This window comes from Zoogloea sp. LCSB751, assembly GCF_002028455.1.
GTDB lineage: Bacteria > Pseudomonadota > Gammaproteobacteria > Burkholderiales > Rhodocyclaceae > Zoogloea.
Genome location: NZ_MWUM01000010.1, coordinates 40,292 through 62,654, shown reverse-complemented (window position 1 = coordinate 62,654; position 22,363 = coordinate 40,292). Strand labels below are relative to the sequence as shown.

Sequence of the window (22,363 nt, the reverse complement as noted above, 5' to 3'; positions counted from 1 at the left end):
CGCCATGATCGCCGCCGACCCGCGTGACTTCCAGCTCCTCAACGACTTCCAGCGCGGCTTTCCGCTCTCCCCCGAGCCCTGGGCTGCCGTCGGCGCGCAGGTCGGCTGCAGCGCCGAAGAGACCATGGCGCGCCTGGCCTGCCTGCGCAACGCCGGCAAGATCAGCCGGGTCGGCGCGGTGTTCGCGCCGCGCCGCCTCGGTGCCAGCACCCTCGCCGCGATGGCCGTGCCGGTCGACGAGTTGCCCCGCGTGGCGCGCATCGTCAGCGCCTTTTCCGGCGTCAATCACAACTACCGGCGCGAGCACCGCTACAACCTGTGGTTCGTCGCCAGCGCCCACGACGAGGCCGCGCTGGCCGTGCTGCTGGCCGAGATGGGCGCCGCCACCGGCTGCCCGCCGATCGCCCTGCCGCTGCTCGAGGAATTCCACATCGATCTGGGCTTCGACCTGGCCAGTGGCCGGCGCACCCGTCACGCCACATCGGCCGGCCCGCGTCAGCCGCTGAGCGACGCCGACTGGCGCCTGGTGGATGCCCTGCACGACGGCCTGCCGTGGGTCGCCCGGCCGTTCCGCGCCCTCGGCCACGCCGCCGGCCTCGGCGAAGACGCCGTGCTCGCCACGCTCGAACGCTGGCTCGCCGACGGTACGCTGCGCCGCTTCGGCGTCGTGGTACGGCACCGGGAACTGGGCTGGCAGGCCAACGCGATGTGCGTGTGGGCGGTGCCGGACGCGCAGGTCAGCGCCCTCGGCCACGCCCTCGCCGGCCAGGACGGGGTCAGCCTGTGCTACCGTCGGCGCACCGCCCCCGACTGGCCCTACAACCTGTTCTGCATGATCCACGGTCAATCCCGCCCCGCCGTCGAAGCGCGCCGCGCCGAGCTGACCGACGCCGTCGGTCTGGCCGCCTTCCCGCACGCGGTGCTGTTCTCCACCGACTGCTACAAGCAGTGCGGCGCCCGCTACCAAGCGCCGCAGGGGCTCGCCGCCGCATGAACGCCCCTTCGAGCGCCTCATCCCGCCGTCCGCCACCGGCCGTCCTCGACGAACTCGACCGGCGCATCATCAACGCGCTGCAGGGCGGCTTTCCGATCAGCGACGAGCCCTACCGGGAAGTCGCCGCCCAACTCGGCACCACCGAGGCCGAACTCCTCGCCCGCCTGCAGCGCCTGCTCGACGCCCGCGTGCTGACGCGCTTCGGGCCGATGTTCCAGATCGAACGCCTCGGCGGGCGCTTCGTGCTGGCCGCGCTGGCGGTGCCGGAAGAACGCTTCGACGAGGTCGCCGCGGCGGTCAATGCGCTACCCGAGGTGGCCCACAACTACCGGCGCGAGCACCGCCTCAACATGTGGTTCGTGCTTGCCACCGAAACGCCGGACGGCATCGCCGCCGCCACGGCGCGCATCGAGGCCGCCACCGGCCTGCCGGTGTTCGCCTTTCCCAAACTGCGGGAGTTCTTTGTGGACATGAGGCTGAAGGCATGAGCAGCGCCCTGCCGCCGGACGATTTCGAGCGCCGCCTGATCATCGCCACCCAGGCCGGCCTGCCGCTGGTACCGCGCCCCTACGACGTGCTGGCCGAACAGCTCGGCGTCGACGCGGCGCTGGTCAAGACGCGCCTTGCCGCCATGTTGCAGGGCGGCCGCATCCGCCGAATCGGCGCGGTGCCCAACCACTACGCCCTCGGCTACACCGCCAACGGCATGTCGGTATGGGACGTGGACGACGCGCGCATTGGCGAGCTGGGCGAAGCCGTCGGCCACCTCGACTTCGTGACCCACTGCTACGAGCGTCCTCGGGCCCTGCCCGACTGGCCCTACAACCTGTTCGCAATGGTGCACGGGCGCGACCGCGACACCGTGCTGGCCCACGTGGAGGAGATCGCCACACTGCTCGGCGCCGCCTGCCGCGCCCGCGACGTACTGTTCTCCAGCGCCATCCTCAAGAAGACCGGCCTGCGCATCGGCGGCGACGGCTGAAGCGGCCGTCAGGGCTGGCGCAGCTTTGCGCCGACCCGCGCGAGCATCGTCCCGCAGGGGCTGTCGCCGTTGCCGGTTTCGCCGATCTGCACAAGGGGCAGCAGGGCCAGCGGCGGCAACACCAGGCCGAGGCCCACGCTGGCCGCGATGCGGCCGCCCAGCGGCAGCGGCTCCGGCGTCACCGACGGCGCAGCGAAGCTGCCCTCCACCTTCAACGGCCCACGCAGGGCCAGCAGGCTGCCGTCCTTGCCGGCGGCGCGCAGGCGCAGGTCGAGGGCCTCGTCGCGCAGGCTGATCGTGCCCTCGCCGCGGATCAGCATGCGCTGGCTGTCCATCAGCAGGTTCTGGGTCGTCAGCACGCCGGCCTGGGCGCGGAAGTCGCCGATCGCGCAGCGGATCTCCTCCCGCTGGCCGCCGGCCAGCCAGGCCATCAGCCCGTTGGCCACGTCGAGGTTGGCCAGGCGGACCAGCAACAGGCTGGTGCTGCCGCCATTCATCACGAAAGCCGCCTCCCCGTTGGCGCTGCCCAGCAGCTCGGCCACCGACACGCCGCGCATGGCCAACTTGGCCCGCCCGCCGAGCAGGCCGGTGGTGAGCTTGCGGGTATCCTCCGCCGGCATCAGATCGCGCAGACGCAGGCGCGCGGCCTGTACGTCGAGACGCGCCGCCGGCACGGCCTGGCGGGCATCCAGCTCGAGCGAACCCTCTACCCGGCCGTGGGCCAGCCCCAGCTTGAGGGGCGACAGGCTGACCAGCCGGTCGTCGATGCGCAGCCGGCCCGCCGCCGTGTCGAGGGGCAGGCCGCTGTTGCGGATCTCGTCGGCGACGAATTCCACGTCCACGTTCGCCGCGGCGATCTTCTCCAGACCCAGTGGCCGCGACGGCAAAACCTTGCCCGGCCGCGGCGCGACGGCCTGTCCGGATTCGCGGCGGGCGCCGATGAAGCCGGACAGATCGGCCAGGTCCAGGCGGCGGAAGCGCAGCGTGCCGGCGATGCGCTGGCGCGGCGCACGGCGGTCGATGTTCAGCGTGCCGGCGATGTCGCTGCGCCCAACCCGCCCGTCGATGTCGCGGAAGGTCCAGGTCTTGTCCTGATGGAACAGGCGCGCCGCCAGCCGGAACGGCGGCGTGGCCGGCAGCGGCACCCCGGTCGGCGAATAGAGCTCCGCCAGGCTGCGCCCGGACAGGCTGAAATCCACGTCCAGCCCGGCCAGCGCCAGCAGGTTGGCAACGCGGCCGTTGAGCGTGAAGCGGGTCGCCCCCACCGTGCCCTTGGCCTCGACCGGGTAAGGCTGGTCGGCGCGTTCCAGGTCCAGCAGGCTGCCGGCCTGGCCGTCGGCCTGCACGGCCTGGCCGCGCCAGTGGCCGGCCAGGCCGAAACGCACGCGGCGGGCCACCACGTCGGAGGCGATGCTCAGCTGCAGGTCGGTCTGCAGCGACGGCAGCGTCGCCGACACCTCACCGTCGCGGATCAGCAGCGTGCCGACACGCAGCCGCGGTGCGACCGGCGCCGCATCGGTATGGGCGCCCAGCCGCCAGTTGCCCTGCCCGTGGGCATCCTCCTCCAGTTGCAGACGCGGCCCGTCGATCTCCAGCCGCGGCAGCACCAGCTCGCCACGCAGCAGGCGGATGAGGTCCACGCTCACCGTCAGCTCCCGCACGGTGAGCATCTGCGGCGCCTTGCCCCAGCTCGCGTTGTCGAGCTGCACGTCGCCGGCCGACAGCGACGGCGTCAGGCTCCACAGCTCCACGTCCAGCGGCCCGGCGATGCGGAAACCGCGCTCCAGGCGGGCCGACACCATCTCGCCGATCGGCCCGCGCAGCATGTTCCAGTCGAACAGGACCATCCCCAGCACCGCCAGGGCCAACACCACCAGTCCGCGCCAACGCTTCCGGCGACGCGGCGGCGGATCCTCACGTCCTGCGTCCGTCATTTCAACTCCTTCCGTCCTGCCCCGCCCGGGCACGCCGGGCCTCGCACCGCAACAGCGCGGCAGGAACCGTCACGCCACCGCCACTGTCCGACACCCACGCGCAGCATGACGGAAAAGCCCGCCATGCGCCTCCTCCAGCCGGCCGTGGACAGCATGCCCGATCCCCTTTCCAGCGGAAAATCCCGTTTCGCCGACCTCCGCGCGCACATGCGGGTCCTGCGCTACTGGCCCTACGTGCTGCTGCTCGCCGGCTGCGCCATCGTGCTGACCCTGCTGGCGACCAGCCGCGACCACTCCCGCCTGGGCCTCGAAGCCATCCATACCGTACAGGAGAACCGCAGCCGGCTGGACCGCCTGGACGCCCTGCTGCTGACCGTGGTGGACGCGGAAAGCGGCGTGCGCGGCTACATACTGACCCACAACGACGACTACCTGGAACCCTACCGGGACAGCGAGACCCGCGTCGGGCACCTGCTGGTCGCGATGGAAGACGACTTTCCAGCCGACAGCGTGGACCGCGATGAGTTCGAGGTGCTCAAGAAACTGGTCGCCCTCAAGCGCCGTCACCTGGCCCAGGCCGTCGCCTCCGGCGACATCGAGGACACGGGAAGCCCGGAGCAGGCCGGCCCCGGCAAAGCCTTCATGGATCAGATCCGCCTGTCCATCGCGGCACTGCACGAACGCCGTGCAGCCAGCAACGCGCAGCTCACCCGCGACTCCCTGCTGCGCCTGGAGCACATGCAGACGGCCGTCACGGCCCTCGCCGTCGGCGCCCTCGGGCTGCTCATCATGCTGTTCGGCGTCCAGCAGCAGCGCACCCGCCTGCGCACCCGCATCGCCACGCTGCTGGCCGACGAGAACAACATGCTGGAATCGACGGTCAGCCAGCGCACCCGCGAACTGAGCGACCTGGCCAGCTACCTCACCAATACCCGCGAAGCGGAACGCGGCCGGCTGGCACGGGAACTCCACGACGAGCTGGGCGCCCTCCTCACCGCCGCCCGCATGGACGCCGCCTGGCTGCTGCGCAGCCTCGGCCCGAGCGCCGGGCAGGACATCCGCGAGCGCTTCAAGCGCCTCATCGACACCATCGGCTCCGGCATCACCCTCAAGCGCCGCCTCATCGACGACCTGCGCCCGCCACTGCTGCAGGGCCTCGGTCTGGTAGAGGCGCTGCGCGCCCTCGCCGACGACTTCAGCCGCGAGGTCCCGGTGGAACTGTTGCTGCCCGACACCGATCCCGACCCGACCGAGGACCAGGCCCTGGCGGTATTCCGCATCGCCCAGGAAGCCTTCACCAACATCCGCAAGTACGCCCATGCCGCCCATGTGGAACTCGGCCTCGACGTGGCCGACGGCGAACTGCAGCTGTGGATCCGCGACGACGGCGTCGGCTTCGATGCCGACTCGCCGATGCTGAACCGCCACGGGCTGGCCGGCATGCAGCACCGGGTCCAGATGTTCGGCGGCCAGCTGACGGTGACCGCGGCACCCGGCAAGGGCTGCACCATCGAGGCCAGCATGCCGCTGCAGCCCCGCACGGCCTAAGGCGGCAACATGCCGCGGCGGCGCCTCGTCAGGCCACCATCAGGCCGTGCTGCAGGGCGTAGGCCGCCAGCTCGGCGTTGCTGGCCAGGGCAAGCTTTTCCAGCAAACGCGAACGATAGGTGCTGACCGTCTTGACGCTCAGGTTCAGCGCCTCGGCGATACCCGACACCGACTCGCCGCGGGCCAGCCGCAGGAAGACCTGCAGCTCCCGTTCCGACAGGCTCTCGTGGGCCGGCGCGGTGGATTCACCGGCCAGATCGTCGGCCAGCAGTTCGGCGGTGCGGCCCGATACGTAGCGCCGCCCCCGCGCCACGGTCTGGATGGCCTTCAGCAGCTCCTCCCGTTCGCAGTCCTTGCACAGGTAACCGTTGGCCCCATGGCGGAGCATCGGCAGCGCGTAGCGCTCCTCCGGAAAACCGCTGAGCACCAGCACCTTCAGGTCGGCATAGCGCTGGCGCACGATCCGCAGCACATCGATGCCGCTCTGCCCCGGCAGGGACAGGTCGAGCAGCAGCACGTCGCAATCGTGCTCGCGCAGCTTCTCCAGCGCCTCCTCGCCGGACGCCGCCTCGAAGGCGATGCGGATGCCCAGTTCGTCCACCAGCATTTCCCGGAAACCGGCACGCACGATACCGTGATCATCGACGATGGCCAGACGCAGCATGGGGTCCTTTCCGCACGTTCAACAGTGTTCATTGTAGCCAGCCGGCACCGACGGCAAAGCCCGCGGAGTCCGACATGCTTGCCAGCGCAGTCCTACACGCCGTTCCGCCCTTGTCGGACAGCCCGCCGCCCGGCCGCTGCATAAAGTGGGAAGCATGGAAGCGCGGCAGCCTCTGCCGCCTCCCGGACATACCGACTACATTCCCAAGGAGAACAGCCATGCCCAAGCCCTTCACCCGACTGCTCGTCGCCACTACCCTGAGCCTGTCCGTCGCCGGCCTCGCCCAGGCTGCCGAGCCCCAGCCGGCGCACCACGAGACGGAGAAATCCACCACCGCCCAGTTCATCGACGACGCCTCGATCACCGCCAACGTGAAGGCCCGCCACGCCGAGGACAAGACCGTGCGGATCACCGCAATCGGCGTGGAGACCCACAACGGCGTGGTCCAGCTGTCCGGCTTCACCCCGTCGGCGAAGGAGAAGCTGCGCGCCGAGGAGATCGCCCGGACCACCCAGGGCGTGAAGGACGTCAGGAACGACATCATCATCCAGCGCTAGACATGGCGGCCGGCCAGCCCGGCCGCTTGCCGCCCCCGTCCCGAACGTCCAGGAGACGACCATGACCCACGCCACTTTTCCCCGCCTCGAACGCAGTCATGCCTGGGCGCCATCCGGCGAATGGGACTGGACCGTGCATGCCAGCCTGCTCGGCAGCCTGCTGCTGTGCGGCGGCATGCTGTTCGCCGCAGCGGCCAATCATGCCGCCACCGCCAGCCAGACCAGCCCGTGCGTCCGCAAACTGGACGAGGTGTACCGCGTGCTCGGCCCCTCGGCCTGGGGCGTACTGCGGGAATGCCGCGCGCCAGAAGCCCTGTCCCTCCACCTTTCCCTCCGCTGAGCAGACCCGCGACATGGCCACCGCCCACCATCCCGTGCGGATCGTGCTGGTCGACGATTCGGCGGCATTGCGCGACCTGCTGGCGGAGATGCTGGCGGGCGTCGCCGATATCGAGATCGTCGGCGTCGCCGGCAGCGAGACGACGGCCATCGACCTCCTCCGCCGGCTCCACCCCGACCTGGCCATCATCGATCTGGAACTGCAGAGCGGCACCGGACTGAAGGTGCTCGCCGCCCTCCACGACCTGCCGCCTGGCGCGGACACGCCGCGGGCGGTGGTCTTCTCCAATCACACCCATCCCATCGTCCGCGAGCGCTGCCGCATGCTCGGCGCACAGGCCTTCTTCGACAAATCCTTCCAGCTCGACGAACTGCTCGCCTACGTCCACGCCGCCACCGACGCGCCCGGCGCCCACCCTGGCTGATCGATACACTTTCGTCGCCGTACGCCCTGTCCACAAAAAACGCCAGCGACCCACCGGACGCTGGCGCCTCGCACCTTCCTCAACCCCGGGCCGCCCCCGGGAACCATCAGGGCTTGATTACGATATCGTTGATCACGCCCTTCACGCTGGCCGTCGTGCGGGCGATCTCTTCGGCCCGGCCCTTCTCGGCTGCGGATTTGGCGAAGCCGGACAGTTGGACCACGCCCTTCAGGGTTTCCACGCCGATGGCCATGCCGCTGACCTTCGGATCCTCGGCGAGCTTGGCCTTGACGCGGGTGGTGATCGTCGCGTCGTCCAGGTATTCACCGACGGTGGATTGTTCGCGGGTCACCGCGCAACCCACGGCGGTGATGCCCAGCAGGCCGGACAGTGCAAGCGTGGCGATGGTGTGCTTCATTCTTGCCTCCTTGAAGTGTGGCATCGCGGAGCGCCAGGGACCGGATGTCCCCGGCCCGCGATGTCCGTCAGGGTGACTTGAATATAGGTCCCCGGCATGGCCTCGCCCTGTCCGACGCAGCCGATAACGATGTAGGAGAAATCCTGCCTGCGCGGCGTCCGGCCGCGGCGCGGCAGGCGCCTAAGAGGCCGCAGGGCCGCCTTCGAGGCGCTTCACCAGCGTGAACGCCGCCCGGTGCGTCGGCACGTCGGCCCCCTGGGCGGCCGCCATGGCCAGCAGCGTGCCGGTGATCGCATCGATCTCGGTGCGCCGGCCGGCCAGCACATCCTGCAGCATGCTGGCCCGGTTGCCGGCGGTGGCCGTCGCCACGGCGTGCACGCGCGTCCGGGCGGCGTCCGCGTCGAGTTGCAGGCCGGCAGCGCGCAGCACCGGCCAGGCCTCGTCCACCAGCGCATCGAGCAGCACCCGATGCGGCGCCTCCAGCAGCGCACCGTTGGGCACCCGGAACAGGGCCGCAAGCGGGTTGATGGCCACATTCACCAGCAGCTTGGCGAGCCGTGCGGCGGCGATGTCCGGCTCGACGCGGGCGCGGAAGCCGGCTGCGACCAGTGCCGCCGCGACGGCCTCGAAGCCCGGCGGCACCAGGGTTTCCCCCGCGCCGGAAGGCACCACGCGGGCGCCGTCGCGGAAGGCACCCTCGGTGGTGATGCCCTGGTCGGCCGGGATGGCGCCGCAGGCGGCGGCCAGCACGTCGCCGGTCAGTCCGTTCTGCAGCGACAGCACGCCGCGCGGCGCCATCGCCCGCGCGGTACGGGCCGCGTCGGCCGTGTCGGCCGCCTTGACGAGCACCAGCACCCAGTCGGCGGCGGGCGCGTCCTCCGGCGCGAAAACGTTCGGCAAGTAACGCTGCGCGCCGATGTCCACGCCGGCCCGCAGCGCAACCGCCCGCTCTTGGTTGCGCGCCACGACGGCGACCGGCCCCTGCGCCGCCAGGCGGGCCGCGAAGTGCAGGCCCAGCGCACCGGCGCCGATGATCGCGATGGGGAAACGGAGGGTGTCCATGCCGCTCAGCGCCCGGACGACGGATCGAGCACGGGCACCGTCGGTTGCGGCGGCGTGTCGGCCGGCGGCGCCGCCGGCGGCGCGCTGTCCGGCGACGGCTCCGGCAGCGCCGGCACCGGCAGCGGCTCGTCGGGCCCCGGCACCACAGGCACCGGCGGCGGCGCCTCAGGTTCGACCGGCTTGATGCGTCGGGTTGGCGCCGCGGGCGCTGGCTCAGACGGCTTGAACAAGCCCTGCCACCAGTCGCGCAGCCCCGTCGACAGCCATTCCCAGGCGCGCGCCAACAGGCCCGGCTGGGCCTTCGACTCGAAGCGTTCCTTGGGATCGATGAGGCGGCTGCGCAGCGCGTAGCTGAAGGTGTCGCCGACAATGGGCAGCGCGCTGTGGGCGCCCTGCCCCCAGTAGTCGCTGCGCAACGTCACCCGGTTGTCGTTGAAGCCAACCCAGGCTCCAGCCACCAGCTGCGGATGCATCAGGATGAACCAGCCGTCGGTGTTGTCCTGGGTGGTGCCGGTCTTACCGGCCACGTCGGCACGGATGCCGAACTGGTTGCGGATGCCAACACCGGTGCCGCGGTTCACCACGCCGCGCATCACGTCGATCAAGGTGTAGGCGGTGGCCGGCGGCAGCACTTCCTGCGGCTTGGCCGGCGCGAACTCCTCCAGCACCTTGCCTTCGCTGTCCTCGACGCGGATCACCAGCATCGGCTCGATGAAGCTGCCGCCGTTGGCAATGCTGCCGTAGGCGGTGACCATTTCCTTCAGCGTCACCGGGCTGGTGCCGAGGGCCAGCGACGGCACCTCCTCCAGCGGGCTCTGGCGCACACCCATCGCCTTGGCCAGCTTGGCGACGCGGGCCGGACCGACCTTCTGCATCAACTGGGCGGTGATGGTGTTCTTCGAATAGGCCAGGCCATCGCGCAGGCTCATCGCCCGCCCGCTCGGCGCCCCGTCGTCGCTGGGCCGCCACACCTCGCCGCCGGGCAGCGGAATCTCGACCTCCTGGTCGACGATGGTGTCGTCCGGGCTCATGCCCTTGTCGAAGGCAGCACCATACACGAAGGGCTTGAAGGTCGAGCCGGGCTGGCGGCGCGCCTGGGCCACGTGGTCGAAGGGGTCCTGCACGAAGTCGCGGCTGCCGACCCAGGCGCGCACCTGACCGTCCCGCGGGTCGATGGCCATGAAGCCGATCTGCACGCGGGTCTTGTCGCGGCGCAGCGCGTCCATGAAAGCGCGGTCGGCGCGCAGGCGTTTGAGGGCGTCCTCCGGCGTCTGGCCGGCGGCCAGCGCACTGCGATACTCCTTCGACTCCTTGATGAAGGCGTCCACCAGCTCCGGGCTGCCACTCCAGCCGCGCCGACCGCTCCACGCCTGGTCGGCCAGCGCCTGCAGCTGGCGGCCGCGGCGCTGCACGGCCTGGTTGGCCTGGGCCTGCAGGCGGGAATCGAGGGTGGTGCGCACCACCAGGCCATCCGCGTAGACGTTGTAGTCGTTGCGGTCGGCCCAGGCGATCAGCCACTTGCGCAGCTGCTGGGCGAGGTGCGGTGCGGCGCCGGGCGCCTCCAGCTGGCGCTCGAAGTCGAGGCGCAGGGGCTTCTTCTGCAGCGCAGGCAGGCGCTTCTCGTCGAGCTTGCCGTGCTTGGCCATCTGCGCCAGCACGGTGTTGCGGCGGGTCGCTGCGCGCTCCGGGTTGATCACCGGGTTGTAGTAGCTGTTGCCCTTCAGCATGCCGACCAGCGTGGCGCTCTCGAGCACGTCGAGATTTTTGGCCGATTTGTCGAAGTAGGTCCGCGCCGCCATCTCGATGCCCCACGCGTTGTAGAGGAAGGGCACGGTGTTGAGATAGGTCTCGAGGATTTCGTCCTTGGAGTACAAGGCCTCGATCTTCAGCGCGGTGATCGCCTCTTTCAGCTTGCGGGTCAGCGTCGGCGCGCGGCCGATATCGTCCGGGAACAGGTTGCGGGCGAGCTGCTGGGTCAGCGTCGAGCCGCCCTGCTTGTCGCCGGAGAAGGTGCGCAGCGCGGCACCGCCGAGACGGTAGAAGTCGATGCCGTGGTGTTCGTAGAAACGGTGGTCCTCGGTGGAGATGAGGGCTGCGGTGACCTGCGGCGAGATGTCGGCCAGCCCGACCCACTGGCGGTTGGCCCACTTGAACACCGCCAACTCCTTGCTGTCCGCCGACAGCACCCGCGCCGGCTGTTCCACCTTGGCCTTGCGGATGTCGCTGATGCCCGGCGTGAAGGGGATCAGGATCAACGCGTAGACCAGCAGCAGCGCCGGCGGTGCAGCCACGGCCAGCAGCACGCCGCGGCGGGTGGGATGGCGCAGACGTTCGAGGAGGGGACGGACGCGGGCGACGGCTTGCGTCAGGAAGGCGGAAAGAGCGGGCAGAGGCATCAGGGACGAATCACGGACTGTGTTCGGGTGGAAGGCGTTTTAACACAGATCGGGCCCCCCTTCGCCGCCCATGTGTGGCGGAAATGTGCAGGCATACCGGCCTTGTGGGGGCGAATTCATTCGCCCCCACAAGGGTCGTTGCCACACCAGCAGAACGCTCGGGGCGAGGCCTGGCGCACACGTTTTGTTGCAAAACCCATCTTGAGTCCGGCTCCTTGCGTCCCTATTTTGCGACATGCACGGTATCGTCGGTCGACGATGCCCTCGGGCGCCACGCTGCGCCCCCGCGAACCCGGAACGACAGGAAGGAAACCTCGATGTCCCGAAAAACCCTGATCGGCCTGATGATGCTTGCCGCCACCACCTTCATGAATGGCGCCGTCCTCGCCGCCGAGCCCAGCCTGCACCAGGTTTACCAGGCCGCCGAAGCGGGCAAGCTCGACGAAGCCCAGTCGATGATGCGCGAAGTCCTGCAGGCTCACCCCAACAGCGGCAAGGCCCACTACGTGGAGGCCGAGCTGCTCGCCAAGCAGGGCCAATTGCACAAGGCCGAGAGCGAGCTGGCAACGGCCGAGAAGCTGGCCCCCGGCCTGCCCTTCGCCAAGCCCCAGGCCGTGCAGGAGCTGAAGAACATCCTCGGCGGCAGCCACAAGACGACGGGAGGTGGCGCCAGCGCCGCCACGTTTCAGCCGGCCACGCCCGCCGTCGCCCAGTCCTCCGTCCCGTGGGGGCTGCTGCTGACCGGCGTCGGGCTGATCGCCTTCATCGCCTTCGTGGCCCGCTTCATGAGCCGTCGCAATGCGCAGCCCGCCATGGGCGGCGCGGCCTACGGCGGTGGCGGCTTGCAGCCCTATGGCGCGGGCGGTGCCCCTTATGGTGGCGGCAGCGGCGGAGGCTATGCCGGCGGCTACGGCGGCGCCCCTGCCCCCAGCCAACCCGGCCTCGGCTCACAGGTGATGGGTGGCCTCGCCACCGGCGCGGCGGTCGGCGCCGGCATGGTGGCCGGCCAGGCACTGATGCATCACTTCCTCGACAAGGACGGCAAACCCGTGCCGCGCGACACCACCTCATCGCCGGACAACAGCAACCTGGGCTCGCTGGACCTGGGTACCCCGGAAATCGACCGCAACGACATGGGCGGCACCGACTTCGGGATTTCCGACAACTCGTCGTGGGACGACAGCTCGGGCGGCGACAGCGACTGGAACTGAGGCATGCGGCAGGCTTATGACGCGATCCACCATTTCAATCAAGAAACAGCCACATTCGTGTCAACGCCAGTCCGCCAGGCGCGTTTGAACAGGCAGGCACCGCATTTCGACGGTGCCTTACAAGATCAACCGTTCAAGGAGAACTTCCATGATCAACAAGCTCGTCGCTCTTGCTATCGCCGCTGCCTTCTCTTCCGTCGCCCTGGCTGAGGCCCCCGCCGCTGCTCCGGCTGCCGACGCTGCCGCCACCGCTCCGGCTGCTGCCCCGGCTCCCGCCAAGAAGGCCCCGGCCAAGAAGAAGCACAAGAAGGCTGCTGCGAAGAAGGCTGAAGCTGCTGCTCCGGCTGCCGCTCCCGCCGAAGCTGCCAAGTAAGACAGCTTGTGCCGCGGGTCTTGCGGGAGAACATCCCGGCAAGCCCCGCAGGAAGAACAAAGGCCCGTCCATGCGACGGGCCTTTGCTTTTTTGTGCTGCCAGCGGCCACCCACACGGATAGGCGCCATTGGCGGGCCATCGCCCGCCGTCAGCCAGTCTTACAGGTTGGCTTCGATGAAGGCAGCCAGCTGGGACTTGGACAGCGCGCCGACCTTGGTCGCCACGACCTGGCCTTCCTTGAACAGCATCAGCGTCGGGATGCCGCGCACGCCGTACTGGCTGGGGATCTGCTGGTTTTCGTCGATGTTGATCTTGGCGACGTTGAGGCGACCGGCAAAGCTCACGGCCGCGTCGTCCAGCGCCGGGGCGATCATCTTGCAGGGGCCACACCATTCGGCCCAGTAATCGACCAGGACCGGCGTCGTCGACTGCAGGACGTCGGTTTCGAAGGAAGAATCGGTAACGTGCTTGATTGCGTCGCTCATGCTGTACTCCGTTGAAGGGGGGAAACCGGTGTATCGACCCGGAAGGCCCCCAGTCTATTGTTCGCGTTTTATCGATTCAACAGGCAAAACCCGAATTGATCATTCAAAATACCGAACAATGAACAAGCTACAAGCCATGGAAGTCTTCGTGCGCGTCGTCGAAAGCGGCGGCATCACCCGCGCCGCCGACAGCCTGCGCCTGCCCAAGGCAACCGCCACGACGCTGATCCAGAAGCTGGAAGCGGCTCTGGGCGTAAAGTTGCTCAACCGCACAACGCGCCAGATCAGCGTGACGCCGGACGGCGCGGCCTATTACGAGCGCTGCGTGGCGATCCTCGCCGCCGTGCGCGAGACCGAGGAATCCCTGGCCCAGCGCCACGCCACGCCAAGCGGGCAGCTGCGCGTCAACGTGCCGACGCTGATCGCGCGCTCGGTGATCGTGCCGGCGCTACCCGGCTTCTTCGAGCGCTATCCGGAGATCGAGCTGGAATTGGGCTGCAGCGAACGCCGCGCCGACCTGATCGAGGAAGGCATCGACTGCGCGCTATGGACCGGTGAGCTGGAAGACTCCAGCCTGGTCGCGCGGCGCATCGGCGAGCTGTACTTCGCCACCTGCGCGGCGCCGTCCTACCTGGCCAAGCACGGCCAGCCGCGCCATCCGGACGACCTGACGCAGCACCGCTGCATCAACCACTTCCTGCCGCGCACCGGCAAGATCGTCGACTGGGTCTTCGCCAAAGGCAACCAGCGCATCCAGGTGTCCCTCGACGGCCACATCGCCCTCGACGACGAGAACAGCTACGTGGCGGCCGCCGAGGCTGGGCTGGGCATCGCGCAGATCCCGGCCTTCGTGCTGAAGGACGCGATGGAACGCGGCAGCCTGGAACTGGTGATGGCCGACTGGTTTCCGGAGCCGGTACCGCTCAACCTGGTTTATCCGCAAAACCGCCACCTGTCCGGCAAGATCCGCGTCTTCGTAGACTGGATCGCCGAACTCTTCGGCGAGCACGACGGCATCCAGCTGCGCTCCACACTGCGCCGGCCCTGAAGCAGTGGGGTAAGACAACGGCCAGCGCCCGCCACGCAGCGGGCCGGCCTTCCCGCCTCAGTTCTCCAGCGACAACACCGCGGCGCCCTGCAATTCGCCGCGGCGCAGGCGCTCCAGCGCCATGTTGGCCGCCTCCAGCGGAAACACCGTCACCGCCGTCCGTACCGGAATGCGCGGCGCCAGTTCGAGGAATTCGAGGCCGTCCTGGCGGGTCAGGTTGGCCACCGAGCGGATGATCCGCTCGCCCCACAGATCGGCATACGGAAAGCCCGGGATGTCGCTCATGTGGATGCCCGCGCACACCAGCCGGCCGCCCTTCTCCAGGTGGCGCAGCGCCGCCGGCACCAACGGCCCGGCCGGCGCGAAGATCAACGCCGAATCCAGCAGCTCCGGCGGCATCTGGCTCGCGTCACCGACCCAGCTGGCGCCGAGCCGGCGCGCGAAGGCCTGGCTCTCTGTATCGCCAGGACGGGTGAAGGCGTAGAAGCGGTGTCCCTGGTGGCGGACCACCTGGGCGATGATGTGGGCCGCCGCGCCAAAGCCGTAGATGCCGACCCGCTCGGTGTCGCCGGCCAGGCGCAGCGCCCGGTAGCCGATCAGGCCGGCGCACAGCAGCGGCGCCAGGTCGGTGGCGGCCGGCAAAGCGGCGGTCTCGGCCAGCGGAAAGCAGTAGCGGGCATCGGCCACGGTGTAGTCGGCGTAGCCGCCGTCGATCTGGTAGCCGGTGAAGCGCGCCGCGTCGCACAGGTTTTCACGGCCGCTGGTGCAGTAGCGACAGGTGCCGCAGGTCCACCCCAGCCACGGCACGCCGACCCTCTGGCCCGCCTTGAAGCCCGCCACGCCGTCGCCGGTCAGCGCCACCCGGCCGACGATCTCGTGGCCCGGCACGATGGGCAGGCGCGGCTCCGGCAATTCGCCGTCGATCAGGTGCAGGTCGGTGCGGCACACACCGCAGGCCTCCACGCGGATCAGAACCTGCCCCGGCCCAGGACGCGGCACCGGGCGACTCTCCAGGCACAGCGCCTCGCCCGGACGATGCAGGACCATCGCACGCATGGTCGCGGGGATCGAATCAGTCATGGCAATGACCTCCGGAGAATGAAAGGAATGTACGGGCTGGGGTGGAAATCCGCTCATGGCGGCTCCCGCTTCGCCAGCCGGCGGCGGACCGCGAACTTGCGGGCCTCCTCCACCGCCAGCATGCCGGCCGCCCACGGCAGCAGGTCCAGCCACACCGGCCACGGCAGGGGCGCGGTGCCAAACAGCGCGTTGCCCCACGGCGTGTAGGCGATCAGCGCCAGCAGGCCGATCTCCAGCGCCACGCCCCCCAGGATCAGCGGATTGCCGCGCAGCCCGGTGGTCCACACGGAACGGACCGTGCTGCGACACAGGAAGACGTTGACGACCTGCAGCAGCACGATGGTCGCCAGGCTGGCGGTGGTGGCCTGGCGGTACAGCAGGCTGCCGGCCGGCAGCTCGGCGCCGTAGGTCCACTTACCACCGTACAACACCTGAAGGAATACCGTCAGCACCGCCGCCGCCTCGAACAGGCCGAGGAACAGGTAGGCGCGCAGCGCCACCGCCAGGCTCAGCAGACGCTCCTGGCGGGAGCGCGGCGAACGCCGCATCAGTTGGGGATCGCCGCGCTCGACGCCGAGGCCCAGCGCGGTCAGCGAGTCGGTGCCCATGTCCACCGCCAGCGCCTGCACCGGGGTCAGCGGCAGCGGGATGCGGAACAGCGCGAAGGCCAGCGTCGGCACCAGCTCGGCCACGTTGTGCACCAGCACGTAGGTGAGGAACTTGCGGATGTTCTGGAACACCGCGCGGCCTTCCTCGATGGCGTTCACGATGCTCGCAAAGTGGTCATCGAGCAGCACCATGTCGGCGGCTTCCTTGGCCACGTCGGTGCCGCTGCGCCCCATCGCGATGCCGATATGGGCGGCGCGCAGGGCCGGCGCGTCATTGACCCCGTCGCCGGTCACCGCCACCACCTGGCCCTTGGCCTTGAGGGCCTCGACGATGCGCATCTTCTGGTCGGCGGCGACGCGGGCGAAGAGGATTTCCGGCGCGTCGAGGGCCAGCTGCAGTTGCGCCGGATGCAGGCGACGCAACTCGGCACCGGTAATCACCCGTGGCGCCTCGCCGCGCACCAGGCCGATCTGGCGGGCAACGGCGACAGCGGTTCCCGGATGGTCGCCGGTGACCATGATGACCTTGATGCCCGCGCCATGACAGGTGGCGATGGCCGTGTCCACCTCGGCCCGCGGCGGGTCGGCGACGCCAGCCAGGCCCGCAAGCGTGAGGCCTTGTTCCTGCACATCCCTCGGGCAATCGGCAGGCACGCGGCGAAAAGCCAGCGCGATGACGCGCAGGCCGCCACCGGCCAGCTCATCCTGGGCAGCGATGAGGCTGCGGCGAGCGGCCTCGTCAAGCAAGCACGGACCGTCGGTCAGCTGGATCGACTCACACAGGGGCAACAATTTTTCCAGGGCGCCCTTGCACACCAGCAGAGGCCCGGCGGCGGCTGGATACAACACCGACTGGCGCATGCGTTCGGAATCGAAGGGCTGCTCGTCGCTGCGGGGTGGAGCCGGCGGCTGCGGCGCATAGCGCTCGGCCAGCTCGACGAGGGCGATCTCCAGCGGATCACCGTCGAAGGCCGGACGGCCGTCGCGGACGGTTTCGGTGAGGTCCTGGCACCAGCGGGCGACGCGGAAGAACATGGGATGGGCAACGACCTGCACGGGCGCCAGGCCCTCGACGTCCATCACCTGCAGACCGAGGACGATCCGCGCCACGCGCATGCGGTTTTCGGTGAGGGTGCCGGTCTTGTCGGTGCAGATCACCGTCACCGAGCCGAGGGTTTCGACCGACGGCAGATGGCGGATCAGCACGTTCTTGCGGGCCAGACGCTGGGCGGCGAGGACCAGCGACAGGGTCAAAGTAGGCAGCAGACCCTCCGGCACCAGCGCGATGATGATCCCCAGCGACAGGATCACGTCGCGCCAGAAGGGCACCCCGGTGAAGTGCCCCACGGTGAAGAAGGCCGCGCCGATGAGCAGCGCCAGCACGGCAATGCTGCGGCTCAGGCGGGCGATTTCCCGACGCAGCGGCGACGCCTCGCCGCCGCTGGCCTGGGTGAGGTGGGCGATCCTGCCGAACTCGGTATGCGCACCGGTGGCGAACACCACCGCCCGGCCCTGCCCGGAGACGACCGAAGTGCCGGCCAGCAGGATATTGCGGGCATCGATGGCCTGCTCCTCGGATGACGGCTCCGCGTCGCCGCTGCGCGGGCGCGATTCGCCGGTGACGGTGGCCCGGTTGATGCGCAGCCCGAAGGCCTCGATCAGCCGGCAGTCGGCCGGCACATTGTCGCCCTGAGCGAGGAGGATCACGTCGCCGGGCACCAGCGCCTCGGCCGGCAGCTTGATCGTCGCCCCGTCGCGCAGGACTTCGGCCCGGCTCGGCAGCAGGCCCTGCAGCGCCGCCAGCGTGCGCTCGACGCGGATCTCCTGCCAGAAGGAGAACAATCCGGAGACCAGGATCACCACCACCACCGCCCAGCCGACCCGCGCCATGCCCTGCGCCGGTTCGTACCAGTCGGCCAGGAAAGCCAGCCCGGCGGCGACCCACAGGATCAGCGAGAAAAGGTGGGTGAATTCCTTCAGCAGACGCAGCCACCACGGCTCCGTGGCCAGCGGCTCAACCCCGTTCGGCCCGTATTCCGCCAAACGCGCCGCCGCCTCGGCCGCAGCCAGCCCCTGCGCCGAGCTGCGCACACTGGCCAGGGCATCGGGGACGGCAAGCTGGTGGATCTTCATCGCAGGCACACCGGGCGGGAGCGGACCAGCGCCTACTTTACGACTGCCGCATGACGACGGGGCGACCTGGATCAAATTCCAGTGACGCGACGGAATGGGGATAATCCGGCCCATGATCCCCCACGACACCCTCGCCGTCCCCGGCGGCGCGCCGATCAAGCTGTGGACGCGCGGCGTCCCGGTTGAGGACGAAGCGCGCCAGCAGCTGATGAACACCGCCAAGCTGCCCTTCATCTTCAAGCACCTGGCGGTGATGCCCGACGTGCATCTCGGCAAGGGCTCGACGATAGGCAGCGTGATCCCCACCGTCGGCGCAGTCATCCCGGCCGCAGTGGGCGTGGACATCGGTTGCGGCATGATCGCCGTGCGCAGCAGCCTCACCGCCGCCGACCTGCCGGACAACCTGCACCGCCTGCGCAGCGCCATCGAGGCAGCAGTACCCCACGGCAAGACCTTCGGGCGGCGCGACGCCGGCGCCTGGCAGGAGGCCCCGCCAGCGGTGGATGCCATGTGGCGCGAGCTGGCCCGGGGTTTCGACCGCCTCGTCGCCAAGTACCCGACGCTGGCGCGCACCAACAACCGCCTGCACCTGGGCACGCTGGGCACCGGCAACCACTTCATCGAAGTCTGCGTGGATGAGGCCGGCCACGTGTGGTTCATGCTGCATTCCGGCTCGCGGGGCGTCGGCAACGCCATCGGCAACCTGTTCATCCAGTTGGCCCAGAAAGACATGCGCCAGCACATCGCCAACCTGCCGGACCGGGACCTGGCCTACTTCACCGAGGGCAGCCGCCATTTCGACGACTACGTGGAGGCCGTCGGCTGGGCCCAGGACTACGCGCGCCGCAACCGGGCGCTGATGATGCAGGCGGTGGTCGCCGCCGCCCGCAAGGAAATCCCCAAGCCCTTCACCGCCGACGTGGAAGCGGTGAACTGCCACCACAACTACGTGCAGCGGGAGAGCCATTTCGGCCGCGAGGTGCTGGTCACCCGCAAGGGCGCCGTCGCCGCCCACCTGGGCCAGCTGGGCATCATCCCCGGCTCGATGGGCGCACGCAGCTACATCGTGCGCGGCCTCGGCAACGAGGAAGCCTTCTGCTCCTGCAGCCACGGCGCCGGCCGCACGATGAGCCGCACCCAGGCCAAAAAGCGCTTCACCGTTGCCGACCAGGTCCGCACCACCGTAGGCGTGGAGTGCCGCAAGGACAAGGACGTGATCGACGAGATCCCGCTGGCCTACAAGGACATCGACGCAGTGATGGCCGCCCAGTCCGATCTGGTGGAGGTGGTCCACACCCTGCGCCAGGTGGTCTGCGTGAAAGGCTGAGTACGGGCTGGCGAAAGACGCAGCCTTTACCGCCGGATGCGCTGAAGAGTATCGCGAGCCGCGTCCTGCGTAGGGCCGCCGAGCTCGACGGCGCGCTGGGCGGCCTTGCGGGCTTCGACCGGGCGCTTCAGCTCCAGCAGCACGTTGGCCAGGTTGTTCCACGCGGCCGCCGCGTCGTGGCGTTTGGCCGCGTCGCGGAAAGCGACTTCCGCCCCGCGCAGGTTGCCGGCCTGGTACTGGCTGTTGCCGAGCCCCATCGCCAGCGTCAGGCTGTCCGGCCAGCGGGCCAGCGCGGCCCGGTAGGCGGGCACCGCGCGCCCGGCCGGCGCGGCCTTCTCGAAGGCCACCAGCGCGCGGGTGGTCAGCGCCTCGTCGGCCGTTGCGGCCAGCTGGCCCGGCGGCACGACGACAAAAGCCCACTTGCCGGCCCGTTCCCAGGTCAGCTCGAACGTCCGGAACGGCATCACCTGGCGCTCCATCGGGCCGGAACGCAGCAGGAAGGACTCGTCGTCCAGGTCGTAGCCGATCACCACCGCGTAGTGCCAGGTCGGCGCCCACGACAGGCCCAGGTTGAGCAGCACGACCACCGGATGCCCGGCCGCTGTCTCGCGCATCAGCGCCTCCAGCGTACCGGGGATCTCCACCGCCAACGCACCTTGGCGCCGCGCGCCGGTGAGCATCTCGATCTGCAGCGACCCCTGCCGCCCCGGCAGGAAGACCTGCCCGGCCAACGCCTGCGGCGTCACGCCGAAGCCGCTGGCCCCCAGCGCCATCGCCAGCGCCGCCGGCCCGCACTGGTAATCCTCCTGCGCGTAATACGGCACCGCCGACAGCTCGACCCGCAGCGGCACCCCGGTCGGCCGCGCAGCGCGCAAGGCCGCCGTCTGCGCCGCGCAACCGCTCAGCCCGAGCGCCGCCAGCGCACCCGCCGCGCCGATCAAACGCCGCCGCTTTTCAAGAAAAAGAGACTTACTCATAGGTTCGACCTTGGCGAAGAAATCGTAGCGAGCGCTCCGAGGTCGCAACGAGGAGCACAGCCGTACATGAGTACGGCGAGCACCGGAATTGCGAGATCGGAGTGCGCAGTAGATTTATTCGCTAAGGTCAGCGGATGGAGCGGGTGAAGGGGTAGACCTTGGTGAAACCGAGGATGTCGGTCACCAGCAGCAGCAGGAACAGGAAGATGATCACCTCGATGAAACCACCCGCTGGCGCCTTATCCATCTGTGTGGCGAGGCGGCTGGCGTCCTCGTCGGTCAGCGCGGCAACGCGCTCGCGGGCATCGGCGGCCTTGACGCCCATGCTCTCCAGGCGGGATTGCACGTCGGCGCGGTCGAGCAGTTCGTTGAGGTGGGCACGCGCCTCGGCGCCGCTGCGGGTGGTGCCCTGGCTGGCCTGGGCGACCTGCTCGGTGCCGATCATTGTGGCCTGGGCAGTCTGCACGAAGGCCACGTGGGTGGTGCTGACGATAAGCAGGGCGGCAAGAGTCTGCTTGAAGCGTTTCATTGTAGTTCTCCTCGGAATCATGGAAGGCCCGCCTTGCGGGCAGCACTTCATGCTGGCAGGCCAGTCCATGCCTCTTCAAGGGCGATCCTGTAACAACACATTTTGGGTAATGCCATTCCTCAGGTCGCTGCCCGCCCCCGCGCGATGGCCTCGACGATGCCCCGGCGGGCCCGCGCGCGGCGCAGCAGGTTGGTGGCCTCCCCTTCCCGCTCCAGCCATTCGCGGAAGCGCCTGAGGCCGAGGCGCACGGCGCCTTCCTCGACGCAGTGGGACAGCAGCACGAGCTGGGTCTGCATCACGTCCTCGGCAGCGAACACACCGAATTCGGAAGCCACCGCCACCGCGTTGCTGGTGCCGAGCAACTTGAGGGCCTGGGATTCCGTCACGCCCCGGTGGCAGGCGATCACATGCACTGGGCCGAAGGCGTCCGCTTCCGCCAGCAGCGCCGCGTAGTCGTGGTCCTGGTAGAAGGGCTGGCCGACCCGCTCCCGCGCCGCCGCCACGCCCAGCAGCGCCGGGATCGCCTCCACGCGCAGCAGCAGGCGGGCCGGCGCTGGCCCGGACAGGCCAAGGTCGGACAGCACGACGCGCTCCGCCGGCACCTCGCCGTCCAGCGCCTCGACGAGGGCGACGCGCATCGCCTCGGCCCGGCCAGGCAGGTCGAGACGCGCCCAGTCCAGTGCCGCCCCTTGGTCGACACGCCGCCCGGTCGGGCGCGCGCCGCGCTTGGCCAGCTCGACGGCCCGCTGCAGGACCAGACGCAACGCGGCGGCGAACAGCGCGTCACGATCCGTCACGCGGGTGTGGATCAGGCGCCGGGCGGCGACATACTGTTGAAACACCTTGTCACGATCTTCCACTGCAGGACGGGTCGGCTCCAGGGAAATCACCGACACCACGTCGCGCCGATGGGTGAGCGCCTCCTGCAGTTCGGCGTGGCAGATGCCGATTTCGCTGCCACCATCCGCGCTACCGGCCTCGCCGGTGTACAGCGCCAACACGATGTCGGCCTTGGCGATCTCCTCCAGCGAGCCTTCGAGGATGGTCTTGCCGGCCGGCTCCGGATCGTCCTCGTGGATCCACACTTCGAAGAGTTGATGCTCACCGACGCGGATGTCCTCGATACGCGCCTTGAGTTCCAGGCGCAGGTCGGTGAGCAGCTCGCCGCCGAACACGGGCGACAGCGCGCGGCTGGAGAACATCACGCGGAGACGGGGAACGGCGGCCATCGACGGGCTCCTCAGGCAGGCGGGCGCCCACGATACCACCCCG

22 protein-coding genes are annotated in these 22,363 nt (G+C 69.5%); 11 read left to right on the top strand and 11 right to left on the bottom strand.

All coding sequences use genetic code 11. The features are described from left to right. The first annotated feature begins 4 nt into the window (after positions 1-4). From B4920_RS13105 to B4920_RS29495, 3 genes are read left to right on the top strand one after another with little or no spacing between them, the layout of a single operon-like run. Positions 5-994 (top strand): Lrp/AsnC family transcriptional regulator, encoded by a 990-nt coding sequence (locus B4920_RS13105; protein ID WP_079435141.1) that lies wholly within the window; start codon positions 5-7, stop codon positions 992-994. Continuing rightward, a complete protein-coding gene (locus B4920_RS29500; protein WP_161493301.1) occupies positions 991-1,482 on the top strand; it encodes an Lrp/AsnC family transcriptional regulator in 492 nt (163 codons plus the stop codon). The genes B4920_RS13105 and B4920_RS29500 overlap by 4 nt, the downstream gene beginning before the upstream one ends. After that, positions 1,479-1,976 (top strand): Lrp/AsnC family transcriptional regulator, encoded by a 498-nt coding sequence (locus B4920_RS29495; RefSeq protein WP_161493300.1) that lies wholly within the window; start codon positions 1,479-1,481, stop codon positions 1,974-1,976. The genes B4920_RS29500 and B4920_RS29495 overlap by 4 nt, the downstream gene beginning before the upstream one ends. An 8-nt stretch (positions 1,977-1,984) precedes the next feature. Here B4920_RS29495 and B4920_RS13095 read toward each other — a convergent pair whose 3' ends face one another. After that, positions 1,985-3,910: an AsmA family protein gene (locus B4920_RS13095; protein ID WP_079435139.1), complete on the bottom strand. Its 1,926-nt coding sequence runs from the start codon at positions 3,908-3,910 to the stop codon at positions 1,985-1,987. Between the two features lie 123 nt (positions 3,911-4,033). Here B4920_RS13095 and B4920_RS13090 point away from each other — a divergent pair, with 123 nt between their 5' ends. Then, positions 4,034-5,458 carry a CHASE3 domain-containing protein gene (locus B4920_RS13090; protein ID WP_161493299.1) on the top strand — a complete coding sequence of 475 codons (1,425 nt, stop codon included), beginning with the start codon at positions 4,034-4,036 and terminating at the stop codon, positions 5,456-5,458. A 28-nt stretch (positions 5,459-5,486) separates the two neighbouring features. On the opposite strand, the gene B4920_RS13085 is transcribed toward B4920_RS13090, so the two are convergent. Next, the gene (locus B4920_RS13085) at positions 5,487-6,122 is read right to left on the bottom strand and encodes a response regulator transcription factor (protein WP_079435137.1); all 636 of its coding nucleotides are present in this window, start codon (positions 6,120-6,122) and stop codon (positions 5,487-5,489) included. A gap of 218 nt (positions 6,123-6,340) precedes the next feature. Here B4920_RS13085 and B4920_RS13080 point away from each other — a divergent pair, with 218 nt between their 5' ends. The 3 genes from B4920_RS13080 (at position 6,341) to B4920_RS13070 (ending at position 7,443) form a co-directional block, all read left to right on the top strand. Further along, the gene (locus tag B4920_RS13080) at positions 6,341-6,679 is read left to right on the top strand and encodes a BON domain-containing protein (protein WP_079435136.1); all 339 of its coding nucleotides are present in this window, start codon (positions 6,341-6,343) and stop codon (positions 6,677-6,679) included. 61 nt (positions 6,680-6,740) lie between these two features. Next, positions 6,741-7,019 carry a hypothetical protein gene (locus B4920_RS13075; RefSeq protein ID WP_079435135.1) on the top strand — a complete coding sequence of 93 codons (279 nt, stop codon included), beginning with the start codon at positions 6,741-6,743 and terminating at the stop codon, positions 7,017-7,019. Positions 7,020-7,062: 43 nt separating this feature from the next. After that, a complete protein-coding gene (locus tag B4920_RS13070) occupies positions 7,063-7,443 on the top strand; it encodes a response regulator transcription factor (RefSeq protein ID WP_254050928.1) in 381 nt (126 codons plus the stop codon). A gap of 106 nt (positions 7,444-7,549) precedes the next feature. Here the strand turns inward: B4920_RS13070 and B4920_RS13065 are convergent, their stop codons facing one another. From B4920_RS13065 to B4920_RS13055, 3 genes are all read right to left on the bottom strand, one after another. Continuing rightward, complete coding sequence (locus B4920_RS13065) at positions 7,550-7,861, bottom strand: BON domain-containing protein (RefSeq protein WP_079435133.1); 312 nt, start codon at positions 7,859-7,861, stop codon at positions 7,550-7,552. Positions 7,862-8,041: 180 nt separating this feature from the next. After that, complete coding sequence (locus B4920_RS13060) at positions 8,042-8,923, bottom strand: ketopantoate reductase family protein (protein WP_079435132.1); 882 nt, start codon at positions 8,921-8,923, stop codon at positions 8,042-8,044. A gap of 5 nt (positions 8,924-8,928) precedes the next feature. After that, entirely contained in the window at positions 8,929-11,319 is a 2,391-nt protein-coding gene (locus B4920_RS13055; RefSeq protein ID WP_079435131.1) for a penicillin-binding protein 1A, read from the bottom strand. A gap of 317 nt (positions 11,320-11,636) precedes the next feature. On the opposite strand from B4920_RS13055, the gene B4920_RS13050 reads away from it, so the two are divergent. Both B4920_RS13050 and B4920_RS13045 read left to right on the top strand, forming a co-directional pair. Beyond that, positions 11,637-12,530: a M48 family metallopeptidase gene (locus B4920_RS13050; protein WP_216819869.1), complete on the top strand. Its 894-nt coding sequence runs from the start codon at positions 11,637-11,639 to the stop codon at positions 12,528-12,530. 148 nt (positions 12,531-12,678) lie between these two features. Continuing rightward, complete coding sequence (locus B4920_RS13045) at positions 12,679-12,903, top strand: hypothetical protein (RefSeq protein WP_216819867.1); 225 nt, start codon at positions 12,679-12,681, stop codon at positions 12,901-12,903. Between the two features lie 159 nt (positions 12,904-13,062). Here the strand turns inward: B4920_RS13045 and trxA are convergent, their stop codons facing one another. Then, positions 13,063-13,389, bottom strand: a complete 327-nt coding sequence (gene trxA / locus B4920_RS13040) for a thioredoxin TrxA (protein ID WP_079435130.1) — start codon at positions 13,387-13,389, stop codon at positions 13,063-13,065. 118 nt (positions 13,390-13,507) lie between these two features. On the opposite strand from trxA, the gene B4920_RS13035 reads away from it, so the two are divergent. Next, on the top strand, positions 13,508-14,437 hold the full coding sequence (locus tag B4920_RS13035) for a LysR family transcriptional regulator (protein WP_079435129.1): 930 nt from the start codon (positions 13,508-13,510) through the stop codon (positions 14,435-14,437). 57 nt (positions 14,438-14,494) lie between these two features. Here B4920_RS13035 and B4920_RS13030 read toward each other — a convergent pair whose 3' ends face one another. Both B4920_RS13030 and B4920_RS13025 read right to left on the bottom strand, forming a co-directional pair. Next, a complete protein-coding gene (locus B4920_RS13030; protein WP_254050927.1) occupies positions 14,495-15,517 on the bottom strand; it encodes a zinc-dependent alcohol dehydrogenase family protein in 1,023 nt (340 codons plus the stop codon). Between the two features lie 53 nt (positions 15,518-15,570). Then, positions 15,571-18,258, bottom strand: coding sequence for a cation-transporting P-type ATPase (locus tag B4920_RS13025; protein ID WP_079435128.1), 2,688 nt, complete (start codon positions 18,256-18,258; stop codon positions 15,571-15,573). A 112-nt stretch (positions 18,259-18,370) separates the two neighbouring features. On the opposite strand from B4920_RS13025, the gene B4920_RS13020 reads away from it, so the two are divergent. Further along, positions 18,371-19,585 carry an RtcB family protein gene (locus tag B4920_RS13020; protein ID WP_079435127.1) on the top strand — a complete coding sequence of 405 codons (1,215 nt, stop codon included), beginning with the start codon at positions 18,371-18,373 and terminating at the stop codon, positions 19,583-19,585. Between the two features lie 26 nt (positions 19,586-19,611). Here B4920_RS13020 and B4920_RS13015 read toward each other — a convergent pair whose 3' ends face one another. From B4920_RS13015 to B4920_RS13005, 3 genes are all read right to left on the bottom strand, one after another. Then, positions 19,612-20,562, bottom strand: coding sequence for a PA2778 family cysteine peptidase (locus tag B4920_RS13015; protein WP_079435126.1), 951 nt, complete (start codon positions 20,560-20,562; stop codon positions 19,612-19,614). 127 nt (positions 20,563-20,689) lie between these two features. Further along, positions 20,690-21,091, bottom strand: coding sequence for a PA2779 family protein (locus B4920_RS13010; protein WP_079435125.1), 402 nt, complete (start codon positions 21,089-21,091; stop codon positions 20,690-20,692). 119 nt (positions 21,092-21,210) lie between these two features. After that, on the bottom strand, positions 21,211-22,320 hold the full coding sequence (locus tag B4920_RS13005; protein ID WP_079435124.1) for a hypothetical protein: 1,110 nt from the start codon (positions 22,318-22,320) through the stop codon (positions 21,211-21,213). Between the last annotated feature and the right edge of the window lie 43 nt (positions 22,321-22,363).

Bases quoted from the DNA above. Each gene is read 5' to 3' on its own strand.
- B4920_RS13025 (WP_079435128.1), bottom strand. From the start codon at position 18,258: ATGAAGATCCACCAGCTTGCCGTCCCCGATGCCCTGGCCAGTGTGCGC.
- B4920_RS13005 (WP_079435124.1), bottom strand. From the start codon at position 22,320: ATGGCCGCCGTTCCCCGTCTCCGCGTGATGTTCTCCAGCCGCGCGCTG.
- B4920_RS13095 (WP_079435139.1), bottom strand. From the start codon at position 3,910: ATGACGGACGCAGGACGTGAGGATCCGCCGCCGCGTCGCCGGAAGCGT.
- B4920_RS13020 (WP_079435127.1), top strand. From the start codon at position 18,371: ATGATCCCCCACGACACCCTCGCCGTCCCCGGCGGCGCGCCGATCAAG.
- B4920_RS13010 (WP_079435125.1), bottom strand. From the start codon at position 21,091: ATGAAACGCTTCAAGCAGACTCTTGCCGCCCTGCTTATCGTCAGCACC.
- B4920_RS13050 (WP_216819869.1), top strand. From the start codon at position 11,637: ATGTCCCGAAAAACCCTGATCGGCCTGATGATGCTTGCCGCCACCACC.
- B4920_RS13035 (WP_079435129.1), top strand. From the start codon at position 13,508: ATGAACAAGCTACAAGCCATGGAAGTCTTCGTGCGCGTCGTCGAAAGC.
- B4920_RS13030 (WP_254050927.1), bottom strand. From the start codon at position 15,517: ATGACTGATTCGATCCCCGCGACCATGCGTGCGATGGTCCTGCATCGT.
- trxA (WP_079435130.1), bottom strand. From the start codon at position 13,389: ATGAGCGACGCAATCAAGCACGTTACCGATTCTTCCTTCGAAACCGAC.
- B4920_RS13105 (WP_079435141.1), top strand. From the start codon at position 5: ATGATCGCCGCCGACCCGCGTGACTTCCAGCTCCTCAACGACTTCCAG.
- B4920_RS13065 (WP_079435133.1), bottom strand. From the start codon at position 7,861: ATGAAGCACACCATCGCCACGCTTGCACTGTCCGGCCTGCTGGGCATC.
- B4920_RS29495 (WP_161493300.1), top strand. From the start codon at position 1,479: ATGAGCAGCGCCCTGCCGCCGGACGATTTCGAGCGCCGCCTGATCATC.
- B4920_RS13060 (WP_079435132.1), bottom strand. From the start codon at position 8,923: ATGGACACCCTCCGTTTCCCCATCGCGATCATCGGCGCCGGTGCGCTG.
- B4920_RS13085 (WP_079435137.1), bottom strand. From the start codon at position 6,122: ATGCTGCGTCTGGCCATCGTCGATGATCACGGTATCGTGCGTGCCGGT.
- B4920_RS13055 (WP_079435131.1), bottom strand. From the start codon at position 11,319: ATGCCTCTGCCCGCTCTTTCCGCCTTCCTGACGCAAGCCGTCGCCCGC.
- B4920_RS29500 (WP_161493301.1), top strand. From the start codon at position 991: ATGAACGCCCCTTCGAGCGCCTCATCCCGCCGTCCGCCACCGGCCGTC.
- B4920_RS13080 (WP_079435136.1), top strand. From the start codon at position 6,341: ATGCCCAAGCCCTTCACCCGACTGCTCGTCGCCACTACCCTGAGCCTG.
- B4920_RS13045 (WP_216819867.1), top strand. From the start codon at position 12,679: ATGATCAACAAGCTCGTCGCTCTTGCTATCGCCGCTGCCTTCTCTTCC.
- B4920_RS13090 (WP_161493299.1), top strand. From the start codon at position 4,034: ATGCGCCTCCTCCAGCCGGCCGTGGACAGCATGCCCGATCCCCTTTCC.
- B4920_RS13075 (WP_079435135.1), top strand. From the start codon at position 6,741: ATGACCCACGCCACTTTTCCCCGCCTCGAACGCAGTCATGCCTGGGCG.
- B4920_RS13015 (WP_079435126.1), bottom strand. From the start codon at position 20,562: ATGAGTAAGTCTCTTTTTCTTGAAAAGCGGCGGCGTTTGATCGGCGCG.